The following is a 23,261-nucleotide window of genomic DNA, read 5'->3' as shown; positions in this document are numbered from 1 at the left end:
TATTGGCTTAATCAGGGATTCGTTTAAATAGCAGAACTTGGTTTTTTTGATAAGTTAATTTAAAATCGGGAGATTTTTTAAGTTGATTTGCTAAGGTATCACCAATTTTTTCACTATCAGGCCAGGGATGGCGCAGGTTTAATAATATGTATTGAAATTCAGCTAAATTTGTTTGGGGCGAAATTTGTGAAAGCAATTTTACTATTGGGCGGTGGGCAAAGTGAGGGGCAAGTCTATTATCTGTTAAAATACTGCTTTGAGGTTGAACTTGTGCGACTGCTTCGCGTGTAGCTTGCCAGGTATCTAGTCTATTTAGGTACAGATAAAAATCTTTATATTCGCCCAGAAATAGGAAAATTATTAACGACCAAATTATCATAATCCTCGGAAATTGAATTCCCTGCCTGAGTTGAGTAATTCGGAAATTTTTAATGTGTAAATTTGCAAATTTGCTAGAGGAAAATTTTGGCAAATTTACAGATGTTAAAAACAGTTGGTTATTTGCTTTATCCTCTTCCTTGTTTTCTCTTATTTCTTCCCTCTTCCTTGTTTTTTCCTTCGCGATAACTGCTAACAATAAAAAAGGAATTACAGGCACTGAATACTGATAGGCTAAGCTGCGTTGAAATGGCAAGTCAGAGAGGAGATTGATGAGCAGGGTAGGGATGGCAGGAATTAGTGCTGTTAGATATTGTATCCGTAGTTTTCCCGAGAATGGCAATAGCAGCCAAATCACAGGTAAGGTGAGGAGAAACAAATATTTTAATGTATCGAAGGAAAGGACTTTTCCTAATACTAACTGTGGTTTTAATATGAGATTGATGATGATTTCTAGTACGGATTTGCCTAAATAGCTGTAGCGCCCGACTCCAGCGACTTCGCTGCCGCTAAAGAAGGGGATGATTTTCTGGGAAGCTATCAAAAACCAAGCTGCACCCAGCAAAAGTGCGATCGCCCCGCACCGTTGCTTTTTTTCGCAAAAAAACAGCCATAAACCAATAGCAGCAACGGTTAGGGACAAAACCGCCTTGCAACTCAAAACTAACAGAATAGCGGTACAAAACCACACAATTTTATTTAAACGCGCCGCCAAAATTGCTGCCAAAAGTGCGGGTAAAGCTATTACTTCCGGGTGAAAATCAAATAAATTGATGTTAAATACCACCGGATAGAGCAAATAAATCAATGCGATCGCACGGGATTGTTCTTGATTTAAACCTGCCAAACGCGCTAAACTCCAGCTAGGCCAAGCCCCCAGGGATAATGCAAGTGCTTGTATTAACAGCAGCCAATGCACGTCCGGGGAAATTTTGTACAGCCAAGCTAGCGGATAATAGATTACCGCTGCGTGATCGCCCAAAATATGAATCCCCATTAAAGAAGAAAAAGGCGTTTGGTTTTGGCTGATTAAGTAAATTGCTTGGTCAAAAATTCCCAAATCGAAAGCAGTTGATTGGAATAAAGCGTGCCGTAAACTGCTACACAAAAAGAAAATTGCCGCAGCAGCAGCGATCGCCCAAACCAAACTCGACGGTAGCTGCGATCGACCTTCCTCTCTATTTTCGGCGATCGAGACACTGATGTCCTCACGGTCATCAGCAAAATTTTCCCTATTCTGCATGAAATCTGGCACCTTGTGGTCACTCAAAATATGATTCCGTCGAATGTGCTTTCCACGCAATAGTTAACGACTAATTTTCATCCCCGCAATCGTAATATTAGAATAATCCACAAAACATTAAAAAATTGTGAAAGCACTAACTCTTCTCGGCTCTACAGGCTCGATCGGCACTCAGACTCTGGATATTGTAGCTCAATACCCCGAGCAATTTCGGATTGTCGGGTTAACCGCCGGACAAAATGTAACGTTGCTGGCCCAGCAAATTCGCCAGTTTCGACCGGAGATTGTCGCGATTTGCGACGAAGATAAATTACTGGAATTGAAGGAGGCGATCGCAGATCTCGACCCTCAACCTATTTTACTTGCTGGCGAGTCAGGCGTTGTCGAAGTTGCCAAATATGGCGACGCTCAAGCCGTCGTCAGCGGCATAGTTGGCTGTGCCGGTTTGCTGCCAACAATTGCGGCTATCAAAGCAGGCAAAGATATTGCCTTAGCCAATAAAGAAACATTAATCGCAGGGGGCCCCGTTGTCAACCCCTTAATCGAAAAATACGGCGTTAAACTATTACCGGCCGACTCGGAACATTCGGCAATTTTTCAGTGTCTGCAAGGCTTACCCGCAGGAGGGTTGCGGCGAATTATTCTCACTGCTTCGGGGGGTTCTTTTCGAGATTTGCCTAGCGACAAATTAGCAGCAGTAACAGTAGCCGATGCTTTGAAACATCCGAATTGGTCGATGGGGCCGAAAATCACAATCGATTCTGCTACTTTGATGAATAAAGGATTAGAAGTAATTGAGGCTCATTACTTGTTCGGGATGGATTATGACGACATTGATATTGTCATCCATCCTCAAAGCATAATTCACTCGTTAATTGAGTTGCAAGATACTTCGGTTTTGGCGCAATTGGGCTGGCCGGATATGCGATTGCCGCTGCTTTACGCTTTGTCTTGGCCGGAGCGAATTCATACAGATTGGGAACGGCTGGATTTGGTAAAAGCTGGGGATTTGACTTTCCGTGAACCCGACCACGAAAAGTATCCTTGTATGCAGTTGGCTTATGCGGCGGGACGTGCGGGCGGTTCGATGCCTGCGGTGCTGAATGCGGCAAATGAACAGGCGGTAGCGCTGTTTTTGGAGGAGAAGATTCAGTTTTTGGATATTCCGAAGTTGATTGAGAACGCCTGCGACAAACATCAAGCCGATAACTGTGAAAGCCCTGGTTTAGACGATATTTTGGCGGCGGATCGGTGGGCGCGGCAGGAAGTTTTGGCAGAGAGTATAGAATTGGGCGATCGTATTCTTTCGGTTCGCTAATTGTATCAGCATACTTGCAATTACCCACAAGCCCTAGGAGTGAATTAATTCCCCGCCTCATAGCTAAAGTCGGTTCAAACTCACATCTTGCACTATTCTCAATAACAGGCAAGATGCCTGTTCCACAAGAAAATTCACTCTTTGTGGAACAGGCATCTTGCCTGTTCATAAAAAACTTATTGAGAATGGTGCAACATCTCACTTTGTGGAACAGGCATCTTGCCTGTTCATAAAAAGCTTATTGAGAATGGTGCAACCTCTCAGTTCAAACCGACTGCCCAACCTTAATAAATATTCAGTTTTCTTTGAGAGGACTTTAGCTATGAGACAGGGGTTTCCCACCCTGACGGACTATGCCAAAAAGTGCAAAATATCGGCAAAACCCTATAAAAAATTGACTTAATTTTAGTCTTTTATTGACTAACTCCCAACTTTCGCCGCCAAATCAGCCGCACTCATCTTTTCGTAGATTTCAAAAGGTTGGTGAATCCAAGGATTGTCAGCCAAATAATCTACATAATAATCCGGCTTTGCAACAGAACAAGCCTTGTACCAGAGTACAGCAGTCCGAATTTCCTGAATATCCTCGCCGTAGCGACTCTTCAGCCAAGCGATACCTCTATCCAAACTAATTCCCGAATCCACCAAATCGTCAACCAGGACAATGCGGCTGCCCAAATTATCGCCCACCATTGTCAAATCGCGGGCAAACTCGATCGCATCCCGGACTTTTCCCTCTGCCCCACCATAGGACGAGGCCGCTAAAATCGCCAGAGGTTTGTCGAAAATCCGCGACAGAGTATCCCCAACCCGCAGCCCTCCCCTCGCCAGACAGACAATTCGATCGAATTTCCACTGAGATTCATCAATTTTTACAGCCAAATCCTCAATTTTTCGATGGTATTCAGACCAAGAAACGTAAAGGTCGCTCATGCCTAATATTATTGAAATATCAAAGGTATTATTAAATATTTTGGGGGAAATGACATGGATGCAGAGGAACTTCTCAGACGGTATGCAGGCGGAGAACGGGTTTTTCACAAAGTAGACCTCAGCGGTGTCCATATGTCAAGGACAAATTTGCGCGATATTGACCTGAGTCAAGCTAGTTTAAAGGGTGCCAGTGCGATGGGTCTCACCCTCTACAGAGCCACTCTGTATCAAGCAGATATCAGCCAAGCCAACCTCTCCCAAGCCAACCTCATGTCCGCTAATTTTGGCGAATGCGAGGCGGTGGGAGCAAACTTGAGCGGAGCCATCTTGCGGAGTGTCCTGCTCAGCGGGGCCGATTTAACGGGGGCGAGTCTCAGGGGTGCAGACATGAGAGAGGCAGACCTTCAGCGGGCAATTTTGATTCAAGTTTATGCAGTTAACGCTAACTTGCAAGGTGCAAACTTGACACAAGTAAAACTTTGCAGAATCAACCTCAGCAAAGCAAATTTAACCGACGCGAACTTAACACAAGCTGACCTCAGCCATGCTAACCTAACTCAAGCAAATCTGAGTTGGGCAAATTTGACCGAAGCAAATCTCGAAAAAGCGGATTTGAAGGGAGCCGATTTGAGCGGAGCTAACTTGAGCTGTGCAAATCTCCATCTAGCAGATTTGACCGGAGTTTCTCTCAAGGGAGCAAATCTCCGGGGAGCAAACTTGCATCAAGCTTCTTTGCGCGGGACAAATCTAAATGAAGCGAATCTGAGAGAGGCGATGATGCCTGACGGCAAAATCTCTGCCTAAATAAGCTGGCAAAATAGAAGTTAAAACCGCAGGGTGCTTGTGGCGCACCCTACATTTAGGCTAAGGCCTGATTTTATTAAGGGGATTTAATTCTGCGTTCATCGGACCGGGCCCAAAAATCGAGACAAGCCCCGGACTCCTGTGGTGGAGAGGCAAAAATTTTAGAGTCTTGTTCAAAATTCCAGATTCATCTGTGGAGTAAATCTCATATCTCAAATTGTTCGGGTGAGCGCGACTCGACGGCTCGACGCTCGCGGAAGCCTCACGCGGAAGCCTAAAATCTAAAATCGACTGACAGTTCCTGTAGAGAGGAGCGACAAAAAAAATATTTGGGCGAGAATTTAATCTACAACTTTCAGCCAGCCCCGGCGAACGGCGTGGAGCAAGCGGTTGATGGCTGTTTGATCTTCTTCGGTAAGACAGTCATTTAACAGCGCTGTCTTGAGCTGTTGTCGGTGAGTGGGAGTCAGCAGACCTGAGTGATATACCTGAAAGACTAGCTCTGCAATAGTAAATTGAGGTAAAAATGTTTGGGTGATCATCGGTTTTTTTGTTTTAACTCACTTTTGATAGTATTGACTTTTTTTGCCACTATTTATGTGATTCAACGACGCGAGTAAATGTGATCGATTGGGTTTTGATTAGTGATTTGTGTCAGCGGGACTTGGGGATCGGATTTTTCCTCGATCGCCCTGCAACTCGAAACACAAACCCCGTCCAGATTCCTCGCTTTTGGCAATTCCCAAATCTCTACTTTTTGTTAAGACACTGTGACAAATAAATTAAGATGTATCTATTTATAGATTACTACTGACTGCTAGGTATATCGCTAGGCTTAATTAAACGTAAAGCTTTTACGGTGTTTAAAAACGCGCTTTTACGTGCATTTACCTGGTTTCTTGATGTGGGGGTTTTTCCGTGTATCTACTTAATTCCCCCCAAAGACGGATACAAGTTTCAGACAGTAGTCGCCCGAGGCCCAAAATTTTAGGCCCTAGTTCAAGCTCCCAGATTCATCTGTGGAGTAAATCTAAAATCTAAAATCTAAAATCTAAAATCTAAAATCTAAAATCTCCAATCTAAAATCTAAAATCTAAAATCTAAAATCGACTGGCTGCTTCAAATCCCAAATCCCGGCTTCTTCAAGAAACCGGGTTCGAGCTTTTCGATCGCAGTACAATTTTTTTTGAGAGGGTTAATGGAGCGACCTACTCACTTGAATCTTATTGTTGGCAAAGCTTGACATGAGAGAGAGTAAAAATACCGATCTCAACTTCCTGTGTGAGGGGACTAATCGGAAATCCTGACCCATCCGCGGCGGATGGCGTGAAGCAGGCGGTTGGCTGCATCTCGGGCGTCTTCGCTGAGAGCGCTTTCTCCGAGTGCGCGCAGTCCGTGGCTTTCAGTACGAGTCAGATTGCCTGAATGGGTGACTTGATAGAACAGTTCAGCGATCGCGCGATCGGATTTTAAAGTCAGAGCTTCCATGAAATCTCGTTGAACTCGACTATTCTAATATCGAGCATTTGAGAACAGAGTAGGGTGATTGCACTCGACTAAGCTGTGTGATTGTTCTTAGCTCGATTTGTGACCGAAGTCTGCGAGTATACGTCACTTAAATCACAGAGAACCAAAGACCTCGATCGCATAAGCTGTCATTGCGGTGGTAGCCTCAAGGTTTGACGAAACCTCGAAAAGTCCTGAGCGCAAGACTTTGAGGTTCCGCGCCGCAGCTCCTGCAGGAGTGCGTCCGCTCGACATCGCAGGCTCTGAACTCCCAGAGGTGTGAAACTTTGGGTTTTAGACACTTGCAGCATCCACCCCAGGGCCTAAAGTTGCGATCGGCGAGCTACACCCTGAGATACAATAATTATCAATACTTTTCTCTCCTCTATAGGCAGGCAGGTAAAAAAATGATAATGATTAGCTACTTTTCCATTGCCTTAATCGTTTTTCTTGTTTGGTTCAAAAGTTTTTGGAACGATACTGCGACAGCTAAAAATGACTTGATATCTTGGATAGCCTTAGTCATCGGCCCTCTGGTTTGGCCTGTTGTTCTGCCCGTATCCATTTGGCAAATTACCAGCAAAAATTATGTTGTACAAATAGCTCAATGCGAGCAATAATTCTCATGAATTGTTTAAGGAACTGGCTTACACACAGTCGGTTATCTCCTCCTCAATTATCTGGGGTGCATCTATCCTCGCAGCGAGTTAATCATCTTGTTTCATAGTAAAAAAAATGTAGCTTGAAGGTAGACTTAAATAAAACTTCTGAATCCTAAAACAGTCTTTTTTTACCGATTTAAAATTCTGCCTTCTGCTTTTTTATCCCGCCCAAAAACAAATACAAGTTTCCGACAAAAGTCGCCATCCGCCCAAAATTTTAGACTCTTGTTCAAGCTTCCAGATTCATCTGTGGAGTAAATCTCAAATCTCAAATCGTTCGAGGACGCTCGCGCGACTCCACGCTCGCTTACGCCGAACGTCTGGGCCCGAAGTCTCAAATCGACTGACGCCTACTTTTCTTCTGTCACATCGTGATTTAATGGTGCCGCGAGCGCCAAAATTGTCAGAACCCAAGTGGCAGACCCAAATTGTCGGACAGCGACCGCAACATTTTATTACTCAAAAATTACCGGCAACCTCAACCAAGCTCAAAATTAATATGCAAAGTAAGACGGCCTGTTGCTGGCAAAAGTATAACTTCAGACATATTTTAGCCTGCCGCTGACCAACTTAAGAATTTTTATTACTTCCGGCCAGTGCGCACCATTAATCAAATTTGGGAAAATCCTTGCTTGGCGTTGAAAAACAGCTAAGCTCCTTGCCCTACAACCTTTTTCAGCTCGATATCTTCAAATTGTAGCAGCTCTAAACAGGCAATTGTAAAGTTTGCTTGCGCCCAAATTGCCTAACTATTACCAAAGTTAGATAGACAATCGAAGGCATAGAATGCAATATGAAACAGGCAACAAAAACTGTTTCAAATCTCAAGTACGACTTATTTTGGGCGATCGGGCATCAGGAGTGTATAACGCGAGCGAAATTTTTAGAGGTGCTGGATGTTGGGGAACTTATCAACAAAAGTGCCGTCCCTGTATCCAGATTGGCTATTTGCATAATAAGTAGGAGTAAAAATGAACCAAGTGTCTGAGAAACCAATTTATAGAATTCTTAATCTAGTGTCGGTGGTAGCGCTGGCATACTATGCAGCTACTTCCATCAATTATATTTTCGAGAGCGACGATCGCCTCTACAGGTACGACAGCCAGAGCAATTCCAACGGGTCAACAGCGCAACTACAAGCACACCATCGGAATAAATAGTAGAGCTTTTCTATGAATGCCGAACCAAAAGTCCGGGAAATTGCTAATCGTTAATGACCCGCTCGAGGTTAACAATTAGCCATAAAATATTGGCGGAGAAGTTAATATTTTAACTTCCAGCTATTTGCCATCAAATCTACCACAAAAATTAACAATCTAATTGGCTCTAAAAATAGACCACAGCGATAAAACCAGTTCAAAGCATTTTCATCAGTAATAGCATTAATAGCTTTAGTAATCGCTTCATCAAGAACATTTGAAGTTCAAGCTGCTTCATAACAAAGAATTACTTTGATTTTTGACCAATACAACTCGATGGGAAATAAATCCGGCGAGTAGGGAGATAAGAATTTCACTCTCTTCTCCGACAGATTCAATCCTACTTTCGAGGGCTTCGCCATGATGAACAGATAAATTATCCATAACTACAATTGCGCCCACCCAGAACTGCGGCAGTAATATTTTCTCAAGGTAAGCCAAAAAACTAGGCGTGTTTAGACCACCCGGTAAAGTCATATCGGCAATTAAACCCTCATCACTCATTACCCCAACTAAAGTGACATTTTTTTCCGGATTTCCTGGTCGCTCATCATAGACTCGTTCTCCTCCTTTACATCTGCCATACCTTCGCAGCGGCTAGACGTACACCAGTCTCATCGATTAATACAATGTTTCTTACATTTATACTATTTAGCCAAATCCTCCATTCATACCGCAGCTTTTGAACTTTTTCAGAGAGCTGTTAACTGGCTATTAAACTTTTTTTGGCGCCCTAATTTTAGTCGATTGAGCTGGCGACATAAACTAGATTCACTAACTTCTAGGCCTGTGCGGTCTAAAAGGGAGCCTTGAAGTTCTCGCAGATATATATCATTTTGCTCCTTTACAAGTTTTTGTAATAATTCTTCGTCTTGTCCTTTAATCTTAGAACGACGAGCTCCCCTTTGCGGCTTCGCTGCTATGTCCCCTGTCTCTCGATACCGACGCAGAAAGTTGCGTATGAATGCCAAGCTGATTTTAATTAGTGCTACGCGTGGTGGTCACCGGAGCAAGTGTTTGCGAACATGAAGCGAGCAAACAGGTTCTCTCTTTCGGTCTACCAGATGGGACAAAGGGTTTCACGGCTGTATTCGATCTGGACCGATGGGGGTGAGGGCGACCCTCCGTTTTTCAAATCGGTTATGGATAGCTGGGGATCGATGATTCAGGTGGTTTTACGACCGCAACAGACCCAAGGCTTTGTTTTACTGAAAAAAAGATGGGTGGTTGAACAAACTTTTGGTTTGCTCAATTGGTATCGAGGCTTGAGCAAGGACGATCGGTTCCATGATTCGGCTTATGGTCAGGCAATTAGCCTAAGTTGGTATCCTTTGCCACTTTTCATACAGCCTCTGAGGTTGGCTGTAAATTATCAAATCAATACTTCGGACTGTTTCATGGCCCGCGCATAGGTAGCTAGAAACCGGGTTTAGCTTTTGCGACGAGTCCGCACAATTGAATTTAGGTTTTGAGTTTGTAGTCCTTGTTGCCCTGTGCAAGCATATTGCCCTGGAACCATGATTCTACTGTTGGCAATTAACAACTGTCCGAAGTATCGATCGAATCTAATTATATAAAAACTTACGGAGGCTCGGGGCAGCGCGATCGCATATTTTTCTGTTTGACACTGTCTCCGGAACCAACAGACAATTAATACGATTTGAGATTCTCGATTTGAGATTTTAGATGGGGAATGATTGAGGACGGGGTTTGGAGCGCGGGCCTGCTGTTACATTCTGTTTATAAACTGGTACAAGATTCGCAGCAGCTTATTCTCAGCTTTGACCCCGCCCAAAAACGGATACAAGTTTCCGACAGGAGTCGCCATCGACCCAAATTTTAGATCCTAGTTCAAGCTCCCAGATTCATCTGTGGAGTAAATCTAAAATCTAAAATCTAAAATCTAAAATCTAAAATTTAAAATCGACTGACAGTACCGTCACAACTCTACGGGCCCACCGTTCATCCCAACTTCACAACACAAGCGCTGCATTGTCAGATTGTCGGGATGGATGCGGCTCATGGCCCAAATGACAGATTTTGGTTGAGAAACCGGGTTTTTTAGCCAAAATCCTGCGTTGAGCGCGAGGAATTTCGGTGGAAACATCAAGGTGATGAGCCTCAAGAGTCCGTCCGGGACTGTGTTGGGAGGCACTTTTGATTGAATGCGGGCTCCAGCGTGCGCGGGCTTGCTTTGAAAGCCAGCTAAAAAATTTTGATCTCTGGGGAACTATTGGCGAAAACCAAAAGTCTTGTCAACAACAGTGTACTGAAAAATCGCAACTGAGTTCCAGCCCCATTGCCGGCGATCGAACTTCCCGGCTCACGACTGTGCCCGCGGGCCCGGTGCGATTTCTCAATCAGGAGAGCATACTCCGATTAAAAATGGTTTATGTGTATTTCCCGGCTATTGTTTTAAAAATGACTAGCCGCATCGAAGCTCGGTATGGTACACTCACAAACGTTTAGCTGAAATATTTTGGTGTTAGAGGAGGGAGTGGTGGAGTCGAGAGTCCAAAGCAGGAAACAACCGATATTTGCTGCTCGAGGAATACAGGATTCCACTTGCGATCCCGATCTCCTTACGGACAATTTAAATTACATGACAACTTATGGCAGCCGGGTCAATTAGGGTCTCAACCGATGTCCGGTTTCATGGGCTAAAAGCTTCAAAAAAAATAGTTGTACTCATTTGAAAAATAGGGTGCTGCTCCACCCGAATTTACGCCTGTGGACAAGTAGGAGCCGACTCCCTTGGTTGAAGCAGGAAGCAGACCCTCTGGAAACTACTTCTAGTTGAATGGTGGAGCTTATATAAGCTTAGCCACGTTTTGTATAGCAGACAAAAGTGTATTGTAGAAAAATGATTCATCTTTTAGGAGGAGTGTAAATGACACAGGTAACTAATCCAACACAACCAGCAAGTTCACTACCTGGAGGTGTCGGTGGCGCAGGCTCAAACGTTATCGGCACCGCAGGCGACAACAGGTTGAACGGCAGCCCCGGCAGCGATATCATCCTGACTTTTGCGGGCGCTGATGTCATCGCTGGTGGCAGTGGCAACGAGCTGATTATATCGGGCGGCGGCAATGACACTGTCGGCGGCGGCGACGGCAACGATACCATCCTTTCAGGCAGCGGCAACGATGTGGTCGCTGGCGGCACGGGCGATGATGTCATTTTTGGCGGTAAAGGGAATGACCTGGTAGACGGCGGTGATGGCAATGACTTGATTTCTGGCGACAGAGGCAACGACACCGTACTCGGCGGCTCTGGGAGCGATACAGTCTTTGGCGGCCAAGGCAACGATGTTGTCGGCGGCGGCGACGGCAACGACAGCCTCTACGGCGGTAAAGAAAACGATACTGTCGATGGTGGTTCTGGCAATGACTTTATCTCTGGCGACAGAGGAAGTGATGTGCTCACGGGCGGTGCTGGCAGCGATACGTTCTACTTCTTCTCCAGCGGTGGCGATTATGGGGTAGACACGATCACTGACTTTACCCCAGGCGAAGATAAGATCCGCTTGAAGCAGGGCGGTGTGTTCGCTGGTTTGGGCAGCACGTTCGAGGCGAGCGAGTTTGTCGTCGTTGCTGGTTTCAACGAACGCAGCCCAGCATCGGGCACGACGAACAAGTTGGTCTACGACCCGACAAGCGGTGCGTTGTACTTCAACGGCAGCAACGGAGTGCTAACTGTTGCTCAGTTGCAGCCTGGCCTGCAAGGAATTGGCCCGAACAGCTTCGAACTGTTCTAAAAAAACTGGCAGTTGTGGGGCAGCACCGGATAACTTCTGGGGCTGTTCTCACACTGAAAGTCTTGGAAGCTTTCAACTTCATTTTGCCTGCGGCGGAGCGAAGTTGAAAGCTTTAACTTTCGGTGGGGGTTTGGGGAACCTATAAGTCCCAGGCCATAATTTTAAATTTGGCGTTGGGATACATGGACTCCCCCAAGCTAATTTTATCCGGTCAAACCCGCTAAAATTAGCAACAGATATAGGTTTATAGATTGGTGGTGCTGTGTGAAAATTGGTGACATGACACCGATCGTGAACTACTGCTACCGAATTTATCCTGATGCCACCCTGATAGCAGGCAATGCTGCATTGGTTGGAGATTTCCGGCAAGGTGTACAACTACGCTTTGCGGGAAATCAAAGATTGGGTGAATGGGCGTAAATGTAGTTTGGATTATTGTTCACTGGAACGTGAGTATATCATTCCCGCCAATAAGCCATTTCCCACCTAATTACATTTAGCAAAACGAACTTCGCAAGGCGAAGAAAGAATTCCCTCTGTTGGGAGAAGTCCCTTCTCAAGTTTTCCAAACAACCATCCGTCGTTTGCATGACGCTTGGAACTACTTCCAGGAAAGAGGATTTGGCTTTCCACGCTTCCAGAAGTTTGGACAGATGAAGTCCATGCTGTTTCCGCAATTCAAAACCAACCCGATTACAGGGTGGCAAATCAGCCTGCCCAATGTCGGGAAGATACCCATCAACTTGCATAGACCTATCCCGGAAGGGTGAGTAACTGAAAGATATTTCTTAGACATCCCTTGACATTCCTCCCCAAATGGGTAACTCTAAAGCTGTAGTCTCTATCATCAACCGATATGGAGAATATTTCAGAAGTGACCATAAGTATTGGAGATGCCGCCAAAGAATTAGGCATATCTACCAAAACTTTAAGACGTTGGACGGATACTGGGAAGATCGAGTTTGAGCGGTCGCCCACAGGGCAACGACGTTTCTTTCTGGCAGATATTAAGCGGATCACTCCTAGAGATTTCAATCAGTTAGACGATCGCATAACTATTAATTATGCCCGTGTTAGCAGTCAGGACCAGAAAGCTGACTTAGTACGTCAAGCGCAAGTATTAGAAGCTTTTAGTGCTACTAATGGCTGGCAATTTGAAACAATCCAAGATTTAGGTAGTGGTCTAAACTATAACAAAAGAGGACTTCAAAAACTTCTTAAACGAATTATGCAGGGTGATGTAGGCCGTCTAGTTTTAACTCATAAAGACCGACTATTGAGGTTGGGCGGTGAATTGGTTTTTGCTATGTGTGCTGAATTTGAAACAGAAGTAATCATCCTTAATAAGTCAAACGAAGAAGTGACCTTTGAGCAAGAATTAGTGCAAGACATGATGGAGCTTATTACTGTGTTTAGCGCACGTCTTTATGGTTCACGCAGTCAGAAAAACAAGAAACTGATTGAGGGTATGGCGCAAGTAGTTAAGGAGGTGCAGTAATGCTTTTAGGTTTCTTTCACAGAATTGAAACTGAATAACCAACAACCCACAGCATTGATGAAACATTGTGGCGTTTCGCGTCACGCATGGCATTGGGGATTGTGGTTAACCAAAAATATTCTCGAACACCACTACACTAATCTTTCGGACAATTTAAAATTGACGATCGCTATTGACTTGCATAAATTGTTAGTAGCCTTAGTGAAGCCTAATTGTCCTTGGTACTACGAATGCTCTTTGTCGCCCCCACAAAAATCTTTGAGGGCATTAAGGACGGTCTGGGATAGATGCTTTAAAAAAAACCGTGGCACTCCCAGATTCAAAAAGAAGGGTCATCGAGATTCTTTCACTCTAGAAGGTGCTGTTAAAGTCCAAGGCAAGAACAAGATTCAAGTTCCTAAGATGGGAATTATTAAAACCAATGAACGATTGCCACAGGTATTAACTAAGTCTGCCACAATCAGTCGTACTGCCAATAGATGGTTCATTAGTTTCCGGCTTGACGTTGAACGACAAATATCAGTCTATGACAGTATTGTAGGCGTTGATTTACGAATTAAAGCACTGGCTACATTATCAACTGGCGAAGTAGTTTTAGGCGCCAAGTCCTACAAAAAGTCCGAAGCTAAACAATCGAGAATGCAGCGGTTAAATCGCCACAAAGTGAAAGGTTGTAATAATTGGAAAAAATCACAGATTCAAATTGCTAGGTTACACAAAAAGATTGCCAACATTAGAAAAGATACTCTACATAAACTTACGGCACTACTAGCAAAAAACCACGGCACTGTAGTGATTGAAGACCTAAATGTGTCTGGGATGTTGGCGAACCACAAGCTGGCTAAATCAATCGCCTCACTGTCATTCTTCGAGTGGCGCCGTCAACTAACTTACAAATGTGAACTGTACGGTTCCAAATTAGTTGTCGCTGACCGATGGTTTCCGTCTAGCTTCACAGGCTCAAATTGTGGAACAAAAAAAGAAACACTCACTCGGTCAGAAGGAGTGTTTGATTGCGGTCACTGCGGTTTGACGTGAGCCAGCGATTTGAACGCTGCAATTAATTTGTCAAAAACCGTCAGTTAGACGCGGTTAGCCTGTGGACTGGTGAGTGCCGACACTGCCAGAGTGAAACAGTTCGTCAACACCAAAGTCCAGATTTGTAGAATTGTGGGTAACTTTGGGTAAGTTTTATGTAACGGATGTTGAGAAAACATACCCTTGACGCGACTTTCGGTCAGTTCCTGAATTTGCTCGAATGGGTAGCCAAGAAACATCAGGTCTACTTGGCTCGTGTCAATCCCAAGGGAACGTCTCAAACCTGCCCGAAGTGCTATACTCATACAGGCAAGAAAGACCTTTCCGAACGGGTGCATAAGTGTGATAGTTGGGGATACGAAAGGGATAGAGATCGTGCAGCATCAGAAGTAATTCGGTTGCGCGGTCTAGCACAACTGAGTACCGTGGGACTCAGGGGAATAGAAAACGCCTCTGCAGTCGGTCTCGCGGGGGTGGAAGAGAAATCTCCATCTAGTAGGTCAGTGGCGAAATCCCGCAAGGGAAAAACTAGAATGCCTTGCCGTGAGGTTTGGCAGCCCACACCACAATCTTCGATTTGGTGTGGGAGGATGTTACCGATGTATTAGTGAAATTAATCGATCGCCCGATCGCATAAAATATAAATAGTGTGAAAATATCAAACTTTCAAATCAAAATTTATCGGGTTTACTGAAGCGGTAATGTAACCGCAACTGCTGGCGATCAATGAACACTCAAGAATATATCCGGCAAGCCCAAGTTTATTTGAACAGGGGGAAGTTAACTGAGGCGATCGATTTTTGCTTCATGGCGATCGAACTTCAACCCTTTTCGCCCTCGGCTTACACCACTTTAGGCGAAATTCTGGAAGCGAGCGGCGATCCGACGGCGGCAAGAGACGCTTTTGTGCAAGCTTTGGAGATTTCGCCGCAGTTTTTTCTGGCTCATGCTTATTTGGGTCAACTTTACAGCGACTATTGCTGGCTGGATGAGGCGGTTTTTCACTACCGGCAAGCTCTGGATTTGAAACCAGACTGGCCGGAACTTCATTATAATTTGGGAAATGTTTTTCACAATCAGGGTAATTTGTTGGGGGCGATCGACTGTTACCGAAAGGCGATCGCTCTTAACCCCAATTATCTACTTGCTTTCTACAATCTGGCTGTGGTTTTAGATCAAAATAATCAGCTCGAAGCGGCAATTGATACCTACCGACAGGTGATTGCCAAACAGCCGGATTACGTGGAAGCTTACAGCAATTTGGGTGTGATTTTGCTCAAGGACGATCGCGCTGCTGAGGCGATCGAGGTTTACCAACGGGCGATCGAGATTAAGCCAGATTGGGCGACGCTGCATAATAATTTGGGTCAAGCGTTGCTCAACAAAAATCCCGATCGGGCGATCGCATCTTACCTCACAGCTATTGAGTTGGAGCCGGACATGGTTTTGGCTCACTACAATCTGGGGAAAGCTTGGCAAATACAGGGGGAACATTCGGCGGCGGTTGCTTGTTTCGATCGCGCGATCGAGCTGAATCCCGAACATATTTCGGGCTATACAGACGCCGGGTTTTCTTTGATGGTTTTGGGCAAAATTGCTGACGCCATGCCTTATTTTCAGCGGGCGATCGCTCTGAAGCCCGATTTTGTTGAGGCTTACTGCCGCTTGGGAGACAGGCGCAGAGTTGCTGCTGTAGAAGATGATGAATTCTCAAGGGCGATCGCTGCGTGCGATCGATTTCTCACAGCATTGATGGGAAGTTCGGCAACGGATTGTATAACGGATGTTACGGAGGTCACGGATGTCACGGATGTCACAGATTTAAGGGATTTAAAAGTCAAGAAAAAAGATGGTGCGGCTAGATATTTGTCAAGTGCCGGTCGCGAATTGCCTGTTGCTGAAATCTGCGATAATTTAGCAGAAATTTACTTGCATTTGGGAAATGCTTTAACAGAGTACGGCGGACACGAATCGGCCACCGCTTATTATCAAAAAGCTTTGCAAATTCAGCCACAAAATGCAGAGATTTACTGGCGGGTGGGAAATTCCTTAGCCCAGCAACAGCGGTTCAGTGCAGCAATTGCAGTTTACCGCATGGCGTTGACGATTCAACCTGCTTTACCGCAGGTTTATTTTGAGTTGGCAAAGCTGCTGGAAAAACAGGGGCGCTGGGAACGGGCAATCGATTATTATCAAAAGGTTTTAGAGTTGCAATTGCACGGGTATGGGGAGCAGAAAGAGTGGACTAAAAAGAGTTTTATCTCGCCCGAGCGCAATTCTATAGAACCTCCTCACGCTATTTATTTATCGAGTTGGGATTGGCTGGTTAATGCTAAGTTGGATGCGGGCAATTATGTGGAAATAGTTTGGATCTCGGCACCAGAAGCCTGTGCCGCAAATATTCAGAATTCCCAATGCTCGCTAACAAATTCGCAATTGGCAAATGCCGATTGTACTGGTTTAACTTGCGGGCTGTGTTTGCAGAGGATTTCTAAGTGGTTCGATCCGGTGCATTTGGGTTGGGGAGTTTGCCGTTTGTCGAACTTGCAACCGCTACCTGTGGAGTCGCCAAAGACTTTTGTGGCACAGATTCCCAACGGGCGAGTTTGGATTGTTCCGCAGGAAAATTATTGGATGATTTGCAAGGCAATCGCTGTAATTACTCCTGACAATTATTTGTTGGCTGATGTGTCGAGAGATTATCCGGGGTTTTTGCCTGGATGTGAAAAGCATGATGTTAGAAAACACAGCGTTTTTAAGTTAGAGTCCTTTCCCGGTTTAAAGCAAATTGACGGCAGCGTGGCGGTGCTTTCTGGTTTGTCGGGAAATGTCTATTTTCACTGGATGGTTGATGTTTTGCCGAGGATAGAATTGCTGCGGCTCAGCGGTAGGGATTTGGCGGAGATTGATTGGTTTTTGGTGAATAGTTGTCAGCACCAATTTCAGCGGGAAAGTCTAAGAATTCTGGGCATTCCAGAAGAGAAAGTCTTGGAGAGCGATCGCTTGCCTCACATTCAAGCAACAGAGTTAATTGTGCCGTCTTTTGCGGGATATTTGGGCTGGCCTCCTGGGTGGGCGATGGATTTTTTGAGGCGCGAGTTTCTCAAGGGAATTATACCTAGTTCGAGCTATCCAAAACGCATTTATATCAGCCGCAGCAAAGCGAGATACCGACGAGTTTTGAATGAGGAAGATGTGGTTGAGGTTTTGGAGCAATTTGGCTTTGTGTCTATTTTGCCGGAGTCGATGTCTTTGGCTGAGCAAATTGCTCATTTTTACCACGCTGAGGTGATAGTTGCTGCCCACGGCAGCGGCTTGACAAATACGATTTTTTGTCGCCAGGGAACTAAAGTAATTGAGTTGGTGTCGCCTCACTATATCAGCCATTATTACTGGGGAAGCAGTCAATATTTGCAGTTGGAACATTACTTTTTAGCGGGGGAGGCTTTTGAATGCTATCCTATTAGACAGTTGATGTATCAGAATTCCCTGACTGAGGATATTTTGGTGAACTTAAGTTCGCTGAAAAGGATGGTTGAAGTGGTGGGTTTGGGTTAGTTGGTGTCTGGAGTAATTTTAATTATGCCCTCGATTGAGAAGATGGAAAAAGCAGCGGTTGATTTGAGTCGGCAAGCAGAAGTTTATTTAGCCGAAGGAAGGTTAAATGAGGCCGTTGCTGCTTGCGAGTTAGCGTTGAAAATTGAACCGAATTTGTCTACAGCTTGCCAGACGCTGGGAAAGGTGATGCAGGTTCGAGGTGAAATCGAGCAAGCTAAGCAGTGGTATGAAAGGGCGATCGAGCATAATCCAAATTTGCCGGAAGTTTACGCTAATCTCGGCAGTTTGTATTCTCAAGGAAAACAGTGGGAAAAGGCGATCGCCAATTGTGAAAAAGCAATTTCGCTAGCGCCTAATTTTGCTGCTGCTTATCGGCAGTTGGCGAGAATTTGGACGCAGTTAGAGAAGCGAGAAGAGGCGGCAGACTGTTGGTATCAAGCTTTTAATATCGAGCCGAATTGGGCAACTGCTGACGAGCACGTCACTCTGGGAAATAGTTTTGTTGAATTGCGAAAGTTCGATCGCGCTATTGAATGTTATTCGCGGGCAATTGGGTTAAACCCGAAGCTGGCAACAGCTTATCACAATTTGGGGGAAATGCTGGTCGGGGAGAAACGGTGGGATGAGGCGATCGCCAATTACCGACAAGCGATTGCCATCAATCCAAATTTTTTTGAATCTTACCACAGTTTGGGTAAAACTTGGGCGGAGCGAGGAGAATTGGATCGGGCGATCGCCTGTTACCGCAAAAGCCTTGAGATCAATCCTAATTATGCTCGCGCTTACCTTAGCTTGGGCAATATTTTTATGCAAAAGCGCGAGTTTGACGCAGCAATTAAATGTTACCGTCAGACTCTTGAATTTAACGATCGTTCCTACTGGGCCTACAATTGTTTGGGGGACGCTTTTGCTCACAAAAAAGTGTGGTCTGAAGCTATTAGTTGCTACCGCAAAGCTATTGAAATAAATCCCAATATTCCTTGGTTTTATTGCAATTTGGGAATTGCTTTAACCTGCGAACAATCCTGGGATGAAGCTGTTAGCGCTTACCTGCACGCGGTTCAGATTGAGCCGAATTTGACGGGAATCAATCAGAGGTTGGGATATGTTTTGCGGAAGCGCAGCGAATCGGGTTTAGACACCACAATCGAAACTTATTGTCAAGGTATCGAGGTACTCGCAAGCGGGAAAGTTTACCACAAATTGCTGGGAATTGAGTTAGATGGAGCAGAGTTTTATATAAATTTAGGCAATAGTTTAGCGAAACAGAAGCAGCTTGAAGGTGCGATCGTATTTTATAGCATGGCACTGCAAATTGAACCCAATGCTGCGGAAGTTGTCGCAAAACTCCAGGAGGTTCGGGCGAAACAACAGGAGTTGTACGCACAAATTGCCACTTACCGCCGCCAAATAGAAATCGAGCCGAGCAATTCTAAGCCTTACAACGATTTAGGAAATATTTTACCGCAATTAGGGGAATTAGAAGAAGCAATTATTTGCCACCAAAAAGCGGCGAAATTGAGGGGTTGGGCTGAGTGTGCGGCGAAAGATTATCAATTTACCCAAGATTGGTTTACCCACAATATTCCTATTTGGCAACGGCATTTGCAGGAATTTACCGGAATTGCGGATTTTCAAGTTGTGGAAATCGGCAGTTTTCAGGGAATGTCGGCTTGCTGGCTGCTGGATAATATTTTAACTCATCCGACGGCAAAGATTACTTGTATTGATTTGTATTTTCAAGAACATTTTAAGGGCAATATTGTTAAAACGGGGGCAGCCGATCGGGTAATTGAATTACAAGGTTACTCTCAAGATTTGTTAGTGGATTTGACTTCGGAATATTATGATGTTGCTTACATTGACGGCTGTCACAAACCCACCAGTGCTCTGCAAGATGCGATTTTATCTTGGAGGTTGGTGAAAGTTGGGGGATTGATGATTTTTGACGATTACGAGTTTACGTTTCCCGACAGCCCGGAGCAAGATACTAAAATTGGGATAGATGTTTTTTTGGAGATGTTTGGAAGTCAATTAGAAGTAGTACACAAAGGCTATCAACTGATTGTCAAAAAAATCGGCAATCAAAGTTTGGGCGAAGAGCAAACTCTGTTGTCTCTGGGTTGGGAAAAGTTGGGGGATATTGCGGCAAATGCGGGTTATTTGGATGAGGCGATCGCCCGCTATCAAACAGCTATTAAAATTAAGTCGGGCAACTACTTAACTTACCACAAGTTGGGTAAAACTCTGCAAGAGAAAGAACTGTTTGACGAAGCTCGGGCCGCTTACCAACGGGCGATCGCACTCAACCCTAATTTTAGTTGGGCTTACCACTTTTTGGGGGAAACTTGGCAGGCGATTGAGGAACAGGGCGAAGCGGCTGCTGTTTACCGCAAAGCTATTGAGTTAAATCCCGATTTTTGTTGGACTTACAACAATTTAGGCGATGTGCTGATGGAGCTTTCTGAGTGGGAGGAAGCTGCTGTTGCTTACCGCAAGTTAGTTGAACTAAATCCCGATTTTTGTTGGTCTTACGATAGATTAGGTAAGGCTTTGGTTGCACTGGAAAATTGGGAGGACGCGGCGGCGGCTTACCGCAAAGCTATTGAATTAAATCCCGATGATTGTTGGTTGTACAATAGTTTGGGGGAAGTTCTGGAATTACAAGAACATTGGCCCGAAGCAGCAGCGGCTTTTGGTCGTGCTATTGAGCTAGAATCTGAGCATAGTTGGCTGTACAAAAAGTTGGGTGATGCACTGCGGAATCAAGGGGAATTGGAAAGGGCGATCGCCATTTATGAAAAAGGTATCAATCTCGATCCAAAATCCTGCTGGTGTTACGAAGGATTGGGTTTGAGTTTAATTGCAAAACAGCAGTGGGAACCTGCAATCACTAATTTAGTTCAAGCCCTGCAAATTAAACCCGATTTGTTTGAAGCTTACGATAATATAGGTTATGCTCTGGAACAACAAGGACAAGTCGATGAGAGCGATCGGGCAAAATGCAGCAATCAAATCTTACCCTTAAGTATTCTCAAAAAATACTGTGGGTTTACAGAAGATTTGACCGTTGCAGCAGAATCCAATCCGCACCTCACCTGCATTGACATCCATCCTGCGAGTCAAATCAATTTATCTGATTCCAAAACAATCGACAGCAGCCGCAGATTTTGGGAACATCAAAGTCATTCCAGAAAAGCTTTTGTTGCCGTATTGCCAAACGGACGAGCTTGGGCAGATGTTGTGACTACCGCCGTGATTACTTCAGACAATAAACTTGTTGCTGATATTTCAATGGGCTGTGCTGAATTGGTAATCACTTCCGACAAATTGCCTCCCGCTGAACACGTCGATGGAAATGTGGCTTTTTTATCGGCTCGCTGGGGTGGAGCCGCTTATTTTCATTGGATATTTGATGTGATTACGCGATTTGACATTTTACAGCGGAGCGGATTGATAGAAACTATAGATAAGTTTGTTGTCAATGCCTCGGATTCTTCCTATCAAGCAGAAACTTTAGATACTTTAGGAATTCCTCAAGATAAACTTTTAGAAAGTCGCTGCAATTTACACATTACAGCCGATAAATTAATAGTTCCGTCAATATCTTATGATGGCTCGGGGGCGGTTTCAAAATGGAAGTGTGAATATCTCAGACAGACATTTTTAAAGGAACAACAGCCACTAAGCACAGACTATTCTGAGCGGATTTATATCAGCCGCCAACAAGCATCCTATCGGCGAATCGTCAACGATGAAGAGGTAATCAAATACTTAGAAAAATTTGGGTTTCGCAGTGTCAAGTTGGAAACGATGTCGGTAGCGGAACAAGCAGCGTGTTTGGCTGCTGCTAAAGTAGTTGTCGCACCTCACGGAGGGGGGTTGACTAATCTAGTTTTTTGCAGTCCGGGAACTAAGGTCATTGAGATTTTTTCTCCACTTTACGTTCCGCATTGTTATTGGATGATTAGCAATTTGTGCGGTTTGGAACATTACTATTTAATTGGTAATTTGGTAGATAAGGGAACTCCGACAAAACCTTTACATAAAGATATGCGCTTGGATTTGAACTCGCTGGAAAAATTACTGACTATTGCAGGAGTTTTGCATGGATAATGACTACCACGATTTAGGGAATTCCCTGCAAGAAAACGGTCGGTTTGATGAGGCTGTTGCTGCTTACAAAAAAGCTCTTGAATTAAATCCTAATTTTTCTTGGTCTTATCACTGTTTGGGCGATGTTTGGCTGAAACTTGAAAAATGGGAGGAAGCTGTCGCTGCTTACAAAAAAGCTGTTGAGTTAAATCCAGATTTTTCCTGGTCTTATCACAATTTGGGCGATGCTTTGCTGAAACTTCGGCAATGGGAAGAGGCTGCTGCGGCTTACCGCTGCGAGATTGCACTCAACTCGGATTTTGCTTGGTCTTTTTGCAATTTAGGCGACGCTTTAACTAAACTAAAACAGTGGGATGAAGCTATCGCTACGTATTTAAAAGCTATTGAACTTGACGGAGATTTGCCGGGAATTTACGAGAAGTTGGGATACGCTCTCGGACAAACAGAGTCGGATTTAAACTTAGTTTTAGAACAATCTCAATTGCAAATTACACCGGAAAATTGGGAGTTTTATTTGCAGTTAGGAGAGAATTTAGCCAAGTACGATCGCCCAAAAAGCGCAATTATTTTTTACCAATATCTCTTGACAGCTATGCCGAGTTGTGGTAAAAAATCAGCGGAATTAGAGGAGTTGTTGCAGCAGCAAGAAAAGTGCGTAAGCGTTGCCCTCGAAGAGGATCGCGCATTAGCCTCATCTCGCGCAACTGTCGCCCAAAAACCAGATGATTGCTGGTCTTATTACAATTTAGGTGCTGTTCTGAGCCACCAAAAATATTGGGAGGAAGCGGCGGCGGCATTTTTCCAAGCAATACAAATAAATCCCGATCTTCCTTGGTGGTTTTATTACAATTTGTGGGAAGTTTTTGTTAGGCAGAACAAGCTGGATGAAGTTGAGAACTTGTGCCGCGAAGTTGTTGCAGCTAAACCGGAGGCTTTTTGGCCTTATCTGAATTTGGGGGAAGCTTTGACGAGGCAAGGTAAAATTGCTGAGGCGATTGATTTTTATCGAACTGTCAGTTACAAACAAAGTTTTGCATCTCTTATCAGTAAGAGAACAGGCAAGATGCCTGTTATACAAGAAGAGACAGGCAAGATGCCTGTTCCACAAGAAGAGACAGGCAAGATGCCTGTTCCACAACCAGAGACAGGCAAGATGCCTGTTCCACAACCAGATACAGGCAAGATGCCTGTTCCACAACCAGATACAGGCAAGATGCCTGTTCCACAACCAGATACAGGCAAGATGCCTGT

General features: G+C 44.6%; 18 protein-coding genes and 1 pseudogene. 13 read left to right on the top strand and 6 right to left on the bottom strand.

The window, feature by feature from the left end; genetic code table 11:
- Nucleotides 1-7 precede the first annotated feature (7 nt).
- A complete protein-coding gene (locus QUB61_RS15945; protein WP_333129453.1) occupies nt 8-1,621 on the bottom strand; it encodes a DUF2079 domain-containing protein in 1,614 nt (537 codons plus the stop codon).
- A 127-nt stretch (nt 1,622-1,748) separates the two neighbouring features.
- On the opposite strand from QUB61_RS15945, the gene dxr reads away from it, so the two are divergent.
- Nucleotides 1,749-2,939, top strand: a complete 1,191-nt coding sequence (gene dxr / locus QUB61_RS15940; protein WP_333129409.1) for a 1-deoxy-D-xylulose-5-phosphate reductoisomerase — start codon at nt 1,749-1,751, stop codon at nt 2,937-2,939.
- A gap of 420 nt (nt 2,940-3,359) precedes the next feature.
- Here dxr and QUB61_RS15935 read toward each other — a convergent pair whose 3' ends face one another.
- Complete coding sequence (locus QUB61_RS15935; protein ID WP_333129411.1) at nt 3,360-3,872, bottom strand: phosphoribosyltransferase family protein; 513 nt, start codon at nt 3,870-3,872, stop codon at nt 3,360-3,362.
- Between the two features lie 54 nt (nt 3,873-3,926).
- Here QUB61_RS15935 and QUB61_RS15930 point away from each other — a divergent pair, with 54 nt between their 5' ends.
- Complete coding sequence (locus tag QUB61_RS15930) at nt 3,927-4,676, top strand: pentapeptide repeat-containing protein (RefSeq protein ID WP_333129412.1); 750 nt, start codon at nt 3,927-3,929, stop codon at nt 4,674-4,676.
- 341 nt (nt 4,677-5,017) lie between these two features.
- Here the strand turns inward: QUB61_RS15930 and QUB61_RS15925 are convergent, their stop codons facing one another.
- Nucleotides 5,018-5,218: a hypothetical protein gene (locus QUB61_RS15925; RefSeq protein ID WP_333129414.1), complete on the bottom strand. Its 201-nt coding sequence runs from the start codon at nt 5,216-5,218 to the stop codon at nt 5,018-5,020.
- 748 nt (nt 5,219-5,966) lie between these two features.
- Nucleotides 5,967-6,164: a hypothetical protein gene (locus QUB61_RS15920; RefSeq protein WP_333129416.1), complete on the bottom strand. Its 198-nt coding sequence runs from the start codon at nt 6,162-6,164 to the stop codon at nt 5,967-5,969.
- Between the two features lie 431 nt (nt 6,165-6,595).
- Between QUB61_RS15920 and QUB61_RS15915 the strand changes: the two genes are divergently transcribed.
- Together QUB61_RS15915 and QUB61_RS15910 are read left to right on the top strand one after the other, a co-directional pair.
- Entirely contained in the window at nt 6,596-6,802 is a 207-nt protein-coding gene (locus QUB61_RS15915; protein ID WP_333129418.1) for a hypothetical protein, read from the top strand.
- A 1,013-nt stretch (nt 6,803-7,815) separates the two neighbouring features.
- A complete protein-coding gene (locus tag QUB61_RS15910) occupies nt 7,816-8,004 on the top strand; it encodes a hypothetical protein (protein ID WP_333129420.1) in 189 nt (62 codons plus the stop codon).
- Nucleotides 8,005-8,277: 273 nt separating this feature from the next.
- On the opposite strand, the gene QUB61_RS15905 is transcribed toward QUB61_RS15910, so the two are convergent.
- On the bottom strand, nt 8,278-8,637 hold the full coding sequence (locus tag QUB61_RS15905; RefSeq protein WP_333129454.1) for a transposase: 360 nt from the start codon (nt 8,635-8,637) through the stop codon (nt 8,278-8,280).
- Nucleotides 8,638-9,025: 388 nt separating this feature from the next.
- Here QUB61_RS15905 and QUB61_RS15900 point away from each other — a divergent pair.
- From QUB61_RS15900 to QUB61_RS15890, 3 genes and pseudogenes are all read left to right on the top strand, one after another.
- Nucleotides 9,026-9,341: pseudogene (locus QUB61_RS15900) on the top strand (IS5/IS1182 family transposase); the annotation flags it as partial.
- Nucleotides 9,342-10,933: 1,592 nt separating this feature from the next.
- Nucleotides 10,934-11,800, top strand: a complete 867-nt coding sequence (locus QUB61_RS15895) for a calcium-binding protein (RefSeq protein ID WP_333129423.1) — start codon at nt 10,934-10,936, stop codon at nt 11,798-11,800.
- A gap of 279 nt (nt 11,801-12,079) precedes the next feature.
- A complete protein-coding gene (locus QUB61_RS15890) occupies nt 12,080-12,220 on the top strand; it encodes a hypothetical protein (protein WP_333129425.1) in 141 nt (46 codons plus the stop codon).
- A gap of 38 nt (nt 12,221-12,258) precedes the next feature.
- On the opposite strand, the gene QUB61_RS15885 is transcribed toward QUB61_RS15890, so the two are convergent.
- Nucleotides 12,259-12,549, bottom strand: coding sequence for a hypothetical protein (locus tag QUB61_RS15885; protein WP_333129427.1), 291 nt, complete (start codon nt 12,547-12,549; stop codon nt 12,259-12,261).
- A gap of 107 nt (nt 12,550-12,656) precedes the next feature.
- Here QUB61_RS15885 and QUB61_RS15880 point away from each other — a divergent pair, with 107 nt between their 5' ends.
- From QUB61_RS15880 to QUB61_RS15855, 6 genes are all read left to right on the top strand, one after another.
- Nucleotides 12,657-13,298: an IS607 family transposase gene (locus tag QUB61_RS15880; protein WP_333129429.1), complete on the top strand. Its 642-nt coding sequence runs from the start codon at nt 12,657-12,659 to the stop codon at nt 13,296-13,298.
- A gap of 24 nt (nt 13,299-13,322) precedes the next feature.
- Nucleotides 13,323-14,336, top strand: coding sequence for an RNA-guided endonuclease TnpB family protein (locus QUB61_RS15875; RefSeq protein WP_333129432.1), 1,014 nt, complete (start codon nt 13,323-13,325; stop codon nt 14,334-14,336).
- Between the two features lie 164 nt (nt 14,337-14,500).
- Nucleotides 14,501-14,944, top strand: coding sequence for a transposase (locus QUB61_RS15870; protein WP_333129434.1), 444 nt, complete (start codon nt 14,501-14,503; stop codon nt 14,942-14,944).
- A 118-nt stretch (nt 14,945-15,062) separates the two neighbouring features.
- Entirely contained in the window at nt 15,063-17,894 is a 2,832-nt protein-coding gene (locus QUB61_RS15865; RefSeq protein ID WP_333129436.1) for a tetratricopeptide repeat protein, read from the top strand.
- A gap of 24 nt (nt 17,895-17,918) precedes the next feature.
- Nucleotides 17,919-22,010 carry a tetratricopeptide repeat protein gene (locus QUB61_RS15860; protein ID WP_333129438.1) on the top strand — a complete coding sequence of 1,364 codons (4,092 nt, stop codon included), beginning with the start codon at nt 17,919-17,921 and terminating at the stop codon, nt 22,008-22,010.
- Nucleotides 22,003-23,261: tetratricopeptide repeat protein (locus tag QUB61_RS15855; protein WP_333190024.1), on the top strand; the 1,259-nt coding region annotated here is incomplete at its 3' end. The genes QUB61_RS15860 and QUB61_RS15855, both read left to right, overlap by 8 nt.

Origin of the sequence: Microcoleus sp. C2D2 (genome assembly GCF_036702495.1) — a bacterium.
GTDB lineage: Bacteria > Cyanobacteriota > Cyanobacteriia > Cyanobacteriales > Microcoleaceae > Microcoleus.
This window is presented reverse-complemented; position numbering and strand designations above follow the sequence as displayed.